This window comes from Peribacillus faecalis, from assembly GCF_014712675.1.
GTDB classification, from domain to species: Bacteria; Bacillota; Bacilli; order Bacillales; family DSM-1321; genus Bacillus_AD; species Bacillus_AD faecalis.
In genome coordinates this window covers 18,346-30,533 of record NZ_JACXSI010000069.1, presented here as the reverse complement: position 1 = coordinate 30,533, position 12,188 = coordinate 18,346, and the positions used below count along the sequence as shown (strand labels likewise).

Genomic DNA, 12,188 nt, shown 5'->3' with positions numbered 1-12,188 from the left:
AGGTTATTCCTAATTTGGCATAAAAACCGGAATATTGTTTTCATCTGTTGTATAAGGCAAAGAAAAAGCTGGAACAAATATCGAATCTTCTGTTAATATGTATCGAATATCCTCTCCCGGCTCTACGATTGCTCCGTCGTCCAGAGAAGCTTTTAAATCAGCTGTATAATCGATATACAAATCCCCCTTGGAATCTATAACAATCGGAAGCTGAGCTTCGGAAAACGGGCTTTGTATAAGCGGAACTTCATTGTAGCCCAGCGCTTCATAATCGAGTGTGAAAACATTCGTATGTAACTGCTCTTTAAAAGGCAAGTACGGATTGCTGTCCATATACATAGTTAGGCGCAGATTGTATTCTTGTATCAATTGTGCGGCACGTAAGTCCAATACGCGCACTAGAGGATTTTCTTCAACATCAATGAGGACATATTGGAAAGGACCTCCATTTTCGTAAGCATTGCCGGGAGCATCTTCTAAATATTTGCCGATTAGCTTCTGAAAATCAATCGGATATTTTTGATAATACGGCACATCCGCTTCCTGATTTTTGATTGGGAGCAGACCTTCTGTGTCTTGTCTGAATTGATCGACTGCTGTTTGTACCGATTGCAATTGCATATCATTCGGAACAGTATTTTCCACCTTTTGACTTTGCGGATACATACATCCCGCGAGTAAAACAGCAAGCAAAAGCACAAGGATGCTTAACTTTTTCTTTTGCATCATTTTGTCGGCCCACTCGCCACTACTACAAATATAATGATTCCTGCGAAAATCATCAGTGTATAAGCTACAATTGCTGTTAAAATTCTCAATATCTTATTTTTCAATTTAAAGCGGCTGAAGTAGATAGATAATAATGAAATCATCATAAACAACATGGCTCCAAAAGAAATCCACATTTTTTGCAAAGCTGGCGACATTTCCTTCACTCCCTCTGACGTTTATCGATACCTTTGTGTTATTTCCTTTTTTTATATACTTATCCATTATAGTACAATCTTGCATTAAAACGACATATTTTTCTATAAATTCACATCTTTTTCATATAAGAAAAAACCGTCACCGGTCTTTTTTCATTTATAGATACACCACTTAAATCCCTTCAATGATAAAAGGAGCATGGCAGGTGTAAGGTTAGACAGCCAGCTACGTTCAAAAATTGAATTTTCTTTATGCAAAAAAACAGGAGTCTGCTCAAATTGCAGCTCCTGTTCCTTGACTAAATTTCCCATTTTAGGTTTTAGAGTCTTTTTTATACATAGCATTGTATGAATTAATCTGAAATAAGGCATCTTCATCTGCCTATAAATCTTGATTTTCCGGATATTATTTTGCGGAATGCAAAATATCCACTAAATCTTCCATCTCAGACTTCTTATCGCGGGACATTAACGAATCAACCGCAGCCTGAACATCTTTATGTTCAAACAGTACTTTGTATAAAGCTACCGTAATCGGCATTTTTACATTGTACTTTTCAGCAAGCTGATAGCCGGCCTTTGTTGTGCGTACACCTTCAACAACCATTCCCATCGCATCGAGCGCTTGTTCAAGTGTATAGCCTTTACCAAGCATATTTCCAGCACGCCAGTTTCTTGAATGGACGCTTGTACAAGTAACAATTAAGTCTCCGATTCCTGTCAGTCCGGAAAAAGTCAGTGGATTCGCCCCCATAACAGTGCCTAATCTGGCAATTTCAGCAAGTCCTCTTGTCATCAATGCAGCTTTCGCATTATCTCCATAGCCAAGACCGTCGATAATACCGGCTGCCAAGGCAATAATGTTTTTCAAGGCACCGCCAATCTCAACCCCAATCAAGTCCGGATTCGTATAAACTCTGAAATTTTGATTGATGAATAGATCTTGAACTTTTGCAGCAGCCTCCATATTTTTCGAAGAAACTGTAACGGTTGTAGGATGACGCAGAACTACCTCTTCCGCATGGCTTGGACCTGATAAAACAACGATATCCGAAATTTTTTCCTCATTACGTTCCTGCTCAATAATTTCCGAGATGCGCAACAGTGAGTCAGGCTCAATTCCCTTACTCACATGAACCACTGTAACAGGCTGATTGGCATCTTTATTGATTTTTTGAACAACCTCTCTGATTGCCTTTGTAGGCACAGCAAGTATAACTGTATCAACGCCTTCAAGTGCTTCAGCCAAATCCGTAAAGCCGACAATGTTAACCGGTAGCTCAACGCCCGGCAAGTATTTCTTATTCTTATGGGTTTGGTTAATCTCCTCAATTTGAACAGCATTATTTCCCCAAAGTTTTACGTCATGACCATTATCAGCTAGAACCATGGCAAGTGCAGTTCCCCAGCTGCCGGCTCCGGCTACTGTTACTTTTTTCTTCAAATCCATGTTCATCACTTCTTTCTTATTTTCTTTGACGTGCGAAGATTTTTATCGGCGTACCTTCAAAATCAAACGCATCACGAATACGATTCTCAAGAAATCTTGAATAAGAGAAATGCATTAATTCCGGATCATTAACGAACACAACAAAAGTAGGCGGCTTCGTTGCAACTTGCGTCGTATAGTATATTTTCAAGCGTTGACCTTTATGAGTCGGTGTCGGATTCATTGCTACCGCATCCATAATCACTTCATTTAAGATATTAGTCTGTACGCGTAAAGCGTGACTTTCGCTCACTTTATCGATGATCGGCATAACAGAATGGATACGTTTCTTCGTTTTTGCCGATAAGAAAACAATCGGAGCATAATCTAAGAACAAGAAGTGTTCACGGATATTTTGTTCAAAGTTTTTCATTGTTTTATCATCTTTTTCAATGGCATCCCATTTGTTTACGACGATAATAACACCACGTCCTGCTTCATGAGCGTATCCTGCGATCTTCTTATCCTGTTCACGGATACCTTCTTCCGCATTCAGGACAACTAAGACAACGTCGGAACGTTCAATTGCGCGCAATGCACGAAGCACACTATATTTTTCGGTGCTTTCATACACTTTTCCTTTCTTTCTCATACCGGCTGTATCGATGATGACATACTCTTGGCCGTTATATTTATAAGGAGAGTCAATCGCATCTCGAGTTGTACCTTCGATATTGCTGACAATGACACGGTCTTCTCCAAGCAGTGCGTTTACTAATGAAGATTTTCCGACATTCGGTCTACCAATCAATGAGAACTTAATAATGCCTTCATCGTATTCCTGACCATTATAAGAAGGGAAATGCTTCGCTACTTCGTCTAATAAGTCTCCTAAGCCCAAGCCATGTGTACCTGAGATCGGGAATGGCTCGCCAAACCCAAGCGCATAAAAATCATACACTTGTTCTCTCATTTCCGGATTATCGACTTTGTTAACTGCCAATACAACAGGTTTCTTTGAGCGATAAAGTATTTTTGCAACTTCTTCATCAGCTGCTGTTACACCTTCGCGGCCATTTGTCATAAAAATAATGACATCCGCTTCATCAATCGCAATTTCTGCTTGTTGGCGAATTTGTTCAATAAACGGCTCATCGCCGATATCAATTCCACCTGTATCAATTATATTAAAATCATGAGTAAGCCACTCGCCTGAACTGTAGATACGGTCACGTGTCACGCCTGGCACGTCTTCAACAATAGATACGCGTTCTCCTACAATTCGGTTAAAGATAGTTGATTTACCAACGTTTGGTCTTCCTACTATCGCAACGACAGGTTTTGGCATATTCATCACCCTTTCATGTTTAATTCCCCATTCATTTATGTGAAGGAAATGCTTCTAGTCGTCTGTTTTCGGCATATTCAGTCTATACGTATGTACTGCAACGAAAGTAGCACGTATGTTTCTTCGTTTACACCTGCAAAACAACCCTTCTTATAAAAAGAAGGGTGTAACTATCCTATAGTAACAAATTTTTCTGTTCCAAACAACAGCAGAGGACCAGTTCATTTAATGCTTGACAATGATATAGACATCCTCACTAATCTTATGGGCAATACCATCCAATATTGCCTCAAGGTTCGCAGCAACTGAATCCATCTCTTCTATTGTATCACAATGAAACAAAGCAGGCGCAATCAAAACCTTCTCTTTTCTCGTTGTGACAGAAGCTAAAATATACTTTTCAATTACCATATTACAGAATCCCCTTCTTATCTGCATCTATTTTGCTAGGAAGACGAATAGCATTCTCTAATGTCGGCACATTGCCGATAACCTTGATTGCTTTCTCGATATCCTTTTCCTGAGGCAAAATAAAGACTCCCACTCTGCCATCATCCAAATCGCGCTTTGCGAGCGGCACAAGCGCTGGAGTACCAGAATCTCTATACACACCGAGCGCAACAGCCGTATCATGAAGAATAGCCTGCCGCTGTCCGAGATTAGCGATCGTTGCTCTGACATTAAAATTTTTCGGATTTAAAATGAAGCCCATCCCATAGCGCAAAACCTCTTCCTGACGTGCCGGAAGTCCAATATTCATGATATATATATTGTCGACATACAATCCTGCTCCATCAAAACGCGGTTCCACGTATTCAATATCAACAATATCCTTCAATGTCGAACCGGACATCAGCTTTTTGCAGCCAATTATGCAAATGATGACGGCAAGAATCGCAAACCATACGTTACTGAATATGTAAACTGCTGTCACAAGCAATGAAGTCAAAATTACTAAGTAATTTCTCCCTTCAAAGGCAATCGCAATGCCTTCAATATAGGTGTTGCCGCGCTTCACCAATTCATAATCGTCCAGTCCCGTTAATGTATTCCGTTCCATATTGCGGACATCCCGGAATTGCGATGCTGCAATCGTCAAAAAAGTAATAGCCGTATATTCTTCCAGCAAAAGAGCAGGAACAATAATGCTTCCCAACCCGGCAGCAATAACCCCTAAGGCAATATGAATGATCTTGCCATGAAGATAAGTAGGGTATTGCCGATAATCGCTTTTCAACATAAATAGTCTTGTAATAATTCCAGCCAAACAGCCGACAAAAATCGGCCAAACATACGCATTCATACCCTCAAACCTCTTTCTTATGGAAATGTTTCGTATGCTCATATAAGATTCTGCTTACCATTTCGATAAAAATCCACCCTAACAAAAAGGCGCAGCAAATCGTCATTTCATCGAGCCAGCCCGAAGTGAATAAAGCATAGTAAAGACCTGATTGAGCATGCGAAAAGAACACAAATAAGTCACTTATTACCATTCCCATAATGATTGTAATCATACGCTGTCCGTTATTCCGAAGAAGCATGATGGCCATGTATGTAAGCAGAGCATTATCGACCCACGATGGCAGCCATAAAAACCATAACGGTTCAAGCATGCTGTACACATAATAGACAGCTTTCGCCAAAGCAAGAACAAATGAAATTACAATCATGTTCATGATTGATTTGAAGGGTAAATGCCCAATATAAAAGCAAACGGCAGCAGTTGCATAAAGAACCGCAACATTCACTTGCTGATCTCCCATAGGAATCAAGTATTGAGATAAAACAATCATAACGAGCAGATGGATACATAATATTAGAGGTATTTTTTTTGATAAAAAGAAGAAAATAAGAATGATGGCAATCCAGCTGCCAGCTAAAAAAATGTAGCCTTCCATTACCGTAACTCCCTTTTTTATCAAACAGTATAGACATTTAACGCCTTATTAAAACATAAAGGAGCTGTATATATGGGAAGAGACCGCCAAGAAAAGAAGTTAAGAAAAAGCGGAAGAGTCGAATCTGACCGCGACCAAGCATTACATTACGGAGGCGCTACCAGGTTGGATACCCCGACCGAAGCAAGAAAACTGAACGATAATAAAGACTAAAGAGGACAGGCTCAATTTTTGAGCTTGTCCTCTTTAGTCGCGAATATATTTTTTATAGTAATTTTCGCTGTGACAGCCAATGATACGTGTCTCCGCTAATTACTTTTTTTACCTTTTGTAGTTCACTACATTTTGTGACTCCTAATGCTGTCATAATGATTCTTAAATCATCATGTACAAGGTTGATTTCATTTATTAAATGATCCAAGCCATGTTGTTTATAAACCTTCAGAAAGTAACCGGCGACTCCGACCGCATCGGCACCAAGCGCCAAACATTTCGCTACATCCATAGCATTTTGAATACCTCCGGAAGCGAGGATTGTCATTAAAGGAGTCTTGCTCGCCTCTACAATTGAAGCTGCCGTTGAAATTCCCCAAGAATTAAAAAAACTCAGCAAACGATTTCGCCGTTCATTTTCAATCATTGCAAAGTTTGTGCCTCCGTAACCGCTAATGTCAACCATTTGCACACCGATATTCGCCAAAGAAGTGACTGTTTCTTTACTCATGCCAAAACCGACTTCCTTAGCAATAACCGGCACAGAAACAGTTTGGCAAATTTCCTCGATCCGATGTAAGGTGTTGCTGAAATCCCTGTCTCCTTCCGGCATAACCAATTCCTGAATCGGATTAATGTGGATTTGGAGCGCATCGGCTTCAAGCATCTCAATAGCTCGTTTCGCCTCGTCTGTTGTCGCTTCGCTGCCGACATTGGCAAAAATAACACCGTTAGGATTCTCCTGTCTTACAACCCGATACGTTTGCCTCTCTCGCTCATCTCTTATTGCTGACATTTGCGAACCGACAGCCATAGCAATACCTGTCTCTCTTGAAGCAATTGAGAGCGCGCGATTAATGTTTTCTGTTTCTTCTCCGCCACCGCCAGTCATCGCATTGATAAAAATGGGTGAACTTAAAGAAAGCCCACCCATTTGTGTGTCAATACGAACTTCATCAAGAGAAATTTCCGGTAAGCTAACATGAACAAATGCTACATCATCAAGACCGGTTGCTCTGCTTTGCCCTGTTTTCAAGGCATATTCAATATGTTCTAACTTACGCTTTTTTCTCGACAAATTGTATCACCATATTTATTTTTTGAAATTCTTTAATTGATCGCCGATTACATCACTGAACTGGAATCCTGTTGTTTCTTCAGGCAATTCATATGAATGATCTTCATTAGCAGACTGCTCCTGCAATTCCTTAATGCTCAAAGACAGGCGTTGATCTGCTTCATTGACATCAAGTACTTTTACTTCAACTTGCTGACCTTCACTTACTACTTCATGAGGTGTGCCGACATGTTTGTTGGATAGTTGAGAAATATGAACAAGACCTTCCACACCAGGGAATACTTCAACGAAAGCACCGAATGAAACAAGACGCTTCACTGTACCTTGAAGCACAGCACCTTTTGGCGCTTTTTCACCGATTGATGCCCATGGTCCAGGCAATGTTTCTTTGATAGAAAGCGAAATTCTTTCATTGTCCGGATCGACAGAAAGCACTTTTACTTGAACAATATCACCTACGTTCACAACATCAGACGGCTTGTCTACATGCTGATACGATAGCTGAGAAACATGAACAAGCCCATCAATTCCGCCGATATCTACGAAAGCACCGAAATCCGTCAAACGTTGAACAGTACCTTGAAGCACTTGTCCCGCTTGAATTTCCTCCAGGCGTTTTCTTTTAGATTTATTCTTCTCGTCTTGCAGAACCGCTTTATGAGATAAAATTAGACGGTTGTTTTCCTGGTCGATTTCCACGATTTTGAAGCTTAATGTTTTGCCTTTATAATCTGAGAAATCTTCCACAAAGTGGTCTTCCACTAAAGAAGCAGGCACGAAGCCTCTGACGCCAAGATCAACTACTAAGCCGCCTTTTACTACGTCTTTTACTTCCGCTTCAATCGTTTCATTAGCCTCGAATTGAGCCGCAAGTGTTTCCCAAGCTTTTTTAGCATCAACTTTACGTTTAGACAAAATCAAAGTTTCTTCTTCTACTTTTGTCACTTCTAAAGTTAATTCATCACCTTCCGAAGCAGCATCTGATGTTTTTTCAATGTGAAGACTGCTCAATTCACTAATTGGAATAATACCATCTACCTTGCTGTTCTCCACATCAACGATTACTTGTTTATCTTCTACCTTTGTGACGATACCTTTTACGATATCCCCCACTTTAATTTCTTTCGCTTCGTATTGTTCTTCAATCATATGTACTCCTCCTAACTCATGACGGCTGAATGTGTCCTTCACATATACCTAATAACGCTCATGTAAAGTTAGTATGCTCCATTATCGCAAGCAAAAATCACCGAAAGGCTCCGTGAAAGTTTCACATTGCAAGGTCACATATCTTCAGAAAAATATCCTTTAATTAAAAGTCTTATAAAATCGGCATTTTGTCAAGTATTCTGTTTTATTTATACTCATTTATAAGTTTGGCAATCTCGCCCATAATGATTTCTGTTGCTTCCTCAGGCGTAAGCTTCTTGCCTTCATTCTTATAAACAGAAAAATCGATCGGCTGTCCATATACTACTTTCAGCCTTTTAAACTTCTTGTAAGGTCCGATAATCGCACAAGGAACGACAAGCGCATCCGTACGTAAAGCAAAGAAGCCGCAGCCGGCAAGCCCTTTTTGCAATTCGCCCGTCTCACTTCTTGTCCCTTCCGGAAAAATACCCAATACCTTACCTTCCCTCAGGATCGATAATCCTTTTCTTAACGCTTCTCGGTCACTCATGCCACGTTTAACTGGGAACGCATTTAACCCCGGAAGAAGATGTTTTAAAATCGGCGTTTCAAACAACTCTTCCTTCGCCATAAAGTGAACTGTTCTCGGAGCGTTAATGCCGACGACAGGCGGGTCGAGCACAGAAATGTGGTTAGCGCACAACAGTACGCCGCCGTCTTTCGGAAAATTTTCTCTGCCGATTACATCAAATCGGTAAATCGGCTTCAAAACCGCATAGACTAAGTTTTTAGCAAACGAATATAAACTCATCTTATTGTACCCTTTCATTAATTAATGAAATAATACGCTCCGCTACTTGATTTATGTTTAATGAAGTTGTGTCGATTTCAATAGCATCTTCTGCTTTTTTCAAAGGTGCTACTTCCCTTTCGGAATCATAGCGATCACGATCAGCAATTTCTTGCTTTAACGTCTCTAAATCAGAAGGAAAACCTTTTGCCAGGTTTTCAGTATGTCTTCGTTTCGCTCTCTCATCTACACTGGCGATTAAAAACACTTTCAACTCTGCATGCGGCAGAACATGGGTGCCGATATCGCGGCCATCCATGACAATGCCTCCATTACCTGCAAGCTCCTGCTGTATTCTGACCATTTCTTTTCGAACTGAAGCATGCTTAGCAACAGCCGAAACAGAGTTTGTAACTTCAGATGAACGGATAGCCTCCGTGACGTCAATACCGTCTAAGAACACAAGCTGTCCATTTGAGCTTGGCTTCAAGACGATTTCACTGTTTAATAACAGATCGTATAATTCATCTTCACTCTCAATATTTATATGATTAGTTAGTGCTTTTAATGTTAAAGCCCGATACATTGCTCCGGTATCAATATAAATATATGCAAACTGTTCAGCAACTATTTTAGCCACCGTACTTTTACCTGCGGCAGCCGGTCCATCTATTGCAACTGATATTCTTTTCGTCATATGTCCTCCTGCTAATTAAAACTGCAATCTTTTAACATTATTTATTTTAACATAAAACACAACTTTATTCAGCGGCGTGCAGATAGCAAATAAGAAAAACTGTCACAACCCTTTCTCGACATGATTATACTGCTTCGATTCACCTCGATATAAGGTTAGACACTGAACCAGATACAGTATTATATACTTTCTAATCAATGCCAAAAATCCCGGCCTCAGCCGGGATTTATTGTTTGTTGGTCTTAATATGATTTTGCAGCACATCAATAATCACTTCATGATTGTCCCGATATACACCTTCATATTTCGCTAACTTTTTAAGTTCAAGAAACGTATCGCCATCATGAACGAATAATTGAAAAAACAACAAAAAAAATAATTGAATGATTGCCAATTTCATAATAATACGTTCTACTTTTTTCATCTTGTTCAACCTATCTTTTTATTTGCTAGGATAAACAATCTTTATTCATTTTATTCGTATTTAATTAAATCCCCTTATTCCTCTGTTCTAACTGCTTCTCGAATACAAATCGCATAATGTTTTGTTGATCATTATTTGAAATATCCAAAAATTTAAGAGATGCGGTTCTTACTTTCCCACGCTGATCGATTGTCCTAATAACTTTGCACGGCGTCTTCACATAATGAATGTTCCCCGATTTCAAATGGATGACCAGTATGATGGAAATAAATGAATCCAGTTTCAAGTCAATGCCATGCGGAAGAATGATGGAAGTTCCGCCTGCACTAATATCTTCGGTTACTGTCGTAAACGGCTTGACATCGTTATTGTCACTATGTATGGCAGCATCTATCTTTGTCTCTATACGAACATACTCTCTTCTCTGTATTTTAATATGTTCTTCTTTATCCGGATAGAACATTTGCATCATTTGAATCGGATGGTTGACTTTCCCCAATACTTCCGTATCAAACAAATACACCGAAGATGTCTCGTTACTAATATATGTCGCCTTCAATTTGGTTCCATCAGCCAGCAATGTTGTTTTATTGTTGGCTATATTAGTCGGAAAATCAATAAAGAGGGTGCGGCCGTTAAATTCTAATATTTTTGATTTGTATTCCTCAGGCTCTGAAGAATATTTCGATTTTAATATTAAGCTGTCTCCAATTTTCAGCATAATCTCCCCACTCCAAAGAAATTGTAAAATAATACTTATTCTTCTATTATGACAGAAAAATCTAAAAATGAAAGCGACTAGCAGACACTATTTATTAATTTTTGGCACAAAAAATAATAACCTTACCCAACTCAGAAAATAAAGCTTCTTCTAAGCTGAATAAGGCTATTCTTTTAAGCGTTAATATTGGTTGCAGGCTCACTATCACTCAGTTTTTCCACTAATTCCTCCGCATTCGTCTCAGCATTAATATATATACGATACGTGTCATTATTTATCACACCAATAAATTCATGACAAAGGACTTCTTTCCCGAGTGAATTTGTTATAATCGCTAACCTATTTTCCTGTATATCGACATTTGAATTAATCTTTGCTTTTGCTTCTTCAACGGATACAGTCGGTTCAGTTATTTTTCGTTCTTTATTTGTCTGCAAGTATTCTTCAGCAGAATAGCCGATGACATCTCCATCATCAAGTGCAATTTTCACTTTGATTGAGTCGCTATAGACACGGACGCCATCCTCTATATGAACAAAATTAAAAATACCGACTGAATCATATTGCGAGCTTTCAAATAAGTCCATTGATGTATAATTTTGCTTCTCAAGAAATTTCTTTGCTTTTTCTGCTGCTTCATTTAAGCTTATGGTCGCTTTGCCGATTTCCCTATTGTTCATAAAGAGAATCGGATAGCCGACTTTCTTGGTGATATCAAGATGTGCCTGGCTGTCTGTTTTCGGGTCATTGATAACGATGCTATAAAACTTGAAATCTGAACCATCTCTATTCTCTTTAATAGTCATTTTCATTTCATCGCTATATGTTGGAACAAAGCGTTTAGCGATATCCAATGCTTCTGACTTTGAAATTTCTTTCCCTGTCAAGTTGCGGAAGCTCTTCTCTTTTTGCTTATAAGTCACATATGAAGGTCCGAATTGAGAAGCTTCGGAGTAACCGGTCACCTTCTCTTCTACGACTTCCAAACCATCAATAATCGAGTTATCCTGTACTTCCTCGCCAGCTGCTAAAGCCATTTCAATATCGGTAAAGCGCAAATTATTCTCCAAAACAGTAGTTTGGACATTGCGGAGCTCAGATTGTATTTCTCCGGATTGTTCATATAAATTTTGCAAAACAGCATATTCATCTTCTGTAAGCGGTTCATTTCCCAAATCTCTGACCGCAGTTTGATAGCTGAAATTGCCGATCTCTGAAAGGAATTCCTCCGTTTTATTAAATGGTAAAAGACCTAACGGAAGAAAACCGACATCGTTCTGCGCTTCAGAAGTTATTCTCCATACTTCCGTTAAAGCCGGCGATAATGAACTGCGTGAATTCATGGCCAATGTTGTGCCGATTTTGTCGTTCAATAAATCAACTTGGTAGGTCAAATCATGAAATGCCCGCTGGTAATTGTTTTCTGATTGCTGTAAAACAGCATTCTTTTCCTCGCGCTCCTGATAGCCCCAGTAAGCGGTTCCAACAAGAGCTATCGCTAATATTGCAATAATAATTCCTCTAGCCATC

15 protein-coding genes are annotated in these 12,188 nt (G+C 39.4%); 1 reads left to right on the top strand and 14 read right to left on the bottom strand.

All coding sequences use genetic code 11. The features are described from left to right. Positions 1-9: 9 nt before the first annotated feature. The 7 genes from IEO70_RS18830 to IEO70_RS18800 all read right to left on the bottom strand — a co-directional run bounded on the left by IEO70_RS18830 (position 10) and on the right by IEO70_RS18800 (position 5,604). Positions 10-726 (bottom strand): hypothetical protein, encoded by a 717-nt coding sequence (locus tag IEO70_RS18830; protein WP_190999996.1) that lies wholly within the window; start codon positions 724-726, stop codon positions 10-12. Continuing rightward, complete coding sequence (locus IEO70_RS18825; protein ID WP_190999918.1) at positions 726-926, bottom strand: DUF2768 domain-containing protein; 201 nt, start codon at positions 924-926, stop codon at positions 726-728. Before IEO70_RS18825 ends, IEO70_RS18830 begins: the two co-directional genes overlap by 1 nt. A 406-nt stretch (positions 927-1,332) precedes the next feature. After that, positions 1,333-2,376 (bottom strand): NAD(P)H-dependent glycerol-3-phosphate dehydrogenase, encoded by a 1,044-nt coding sequence (locus IEO70_RS18820; protein WP_235973663.1) that lies wholly within the window; start codon positions 2,374-2,376, stop codon positions 1,333-1,335. A gap of 16 nt (positions 2,377-2,392) precedes the next feature. Then, the gene (gene der / locus IEO70_RS18815) at positions 2,393-3,703 is read right to left on the bottom strand and encodes a ribosome biogenesis GTPase Der (protein WP_190999916.1); all 1,311 of its coding nucleotides are present in this window, start codon (positions 3,701-3,703) and stop codon (positions 2,393-2,395) included. 225 nt (positions 3,704-3,928) lie between these two features. Next, on the bottom strand, positions 3,929-4,114 hold the full coding sequence (locus tag IEO70_RS18810) for a capping complex subunit for YIEGIA (protein WP_190999915.1): 186 nt from the start codon (positions 4,112-4,114) through the stop codon (positions 3,929-3,931). 1 nt (position 4,115) lies between these two features. Then, positions 4,116-5,006 carry a YIEGIA family protein gene (locus IEO70_RS18805; protein ID WP_190999914.1) on the bottom strand — a complete coding sequence of 297 codons (891 nt, stop codon included), beginning with the start codon at positions 5,004-5,006 and terminating at the stop codon, positions 4,116-4,118. A 4-nt stretch (positions 5,007-5,010) separates the two neighbouring features. Next, positions 5,011-5,604, bottom strand: a complete 594-nt coding sequence (locus tag IEO70_RS18800; protein ID WP_190999913.1) for a YphA family membrane protein — start codon at positions 5,602-5,604, stop codon at positions 5,011-5,013. A gap of 72 nt (positions 5,605-5,676) precedes the next feature. Between IEO70_RS18800 and IEO70_RS18795 the strand changes: the two genes are divergently transcribed. Then, the gene (locus IEO70_RS18795; protein ID WP_190999912.1) at positions 5,677-5,817 is read left to right on the top strand and encodes a YpzI family protein; all 141 of its coding nucleotides are present in this window, start codon (positions 5,677-5,679) and stop codon (positions 5,815-5,817) included. 52 nt (positions 5,818-5,869) lie between these two features. On the opposite strand, the gene fni is transcribed toward IEO70_RS18795, so the two are convergent. From fni to ypeB, 7 genes are all read right to left on the bottom strand, one after another. Beyond that, positions 5,870-6,895 carry a type 2 isopentenyl-diphosphate Delta-isomerase gene (fni, locus tag IEO70_RS18790; protein WP_190999911.1) on the bottom strand — a complete coding sequence of 342 codons (1,026 nt, stop codon included), beginning with the start codon at positions 6,893-6,895 and terminating at the stop codon, positions 5,870-5,872. A gap of 15 nt (positions 6,896-6,910) precedes the next feature. Next, positions 6,911-8,044: a 30S ribosomal protein S1 gene (rpsA, locus tag IEO70_RS18785; protein ID WP_190999910.1), complete on the bottom strand. Its 1,134-nt coding sequence runs from the start codon at positions 8,042-8,044 to the stop codon at positions 6,911-6,913. 205 nt (positions 8,045-8,249) lie between these two features. After that, the gene (locus IEO70_RS18780) at positions 8,250-8,837 is read right to left on the bottom strand and encodes a lysophospholipid acyltransferase family protein (RefSeq protein WP_190999909.1); all 588 of its coding nucleotides are present in this window, start codon (positions 8,835-8,837) and stop codon (positions 8,250-8,252) included. A gap of 1 nt (position 8,838) precedes the next feature. Next, the gene (cmk, locus tag IEO70_RS18775) at positions 8,839-9,513 is read right to left on the bottom strand and encodes a (d)CMP kinase (protein ID WP_190999908.1); all 675 of its coding nucleotides are present in this window, start codon (positions 9,511-9,513) and stop codon (positions 8,839-8,841) included. A 226-nt stretch (positions 9,514-9,739) separates the two neighbouring features. Next, a complete protein-coding gene (locus tag IEO70_RS18770; protein WP_190999907.1) occupies positions 9,740-9,937 on the bottom strand; it encodes a DUF5359 family protein in 198 nt (65 codons plus the stop codon). Positions 9,938-10,001: 64 nt separating this feature from the next. Then, a complete protein-coding gene (locus IEO70_RS18765; RefSeq protein WP_190999906.1) occupies positions 10,002-10,658 on the bottom strand; it encodes a flagellar brake protein in 657 nt (218 codons plus the stop codon). Between the two features lie 173 nt (positions 10,659-10,831). After that, on the bottom strand, positions 10,832-12,187 hold the full coding sequence (gene ypeB, locus IEO70_RS18760) for a germination protein YpeB (protein WP_190999905.1): 1,356 nt from the start codon (positions 12,185-12,187) through the stop codon (positions 10,832-10,834). Position 12,188: the final 1 nt, after the last annotated feature.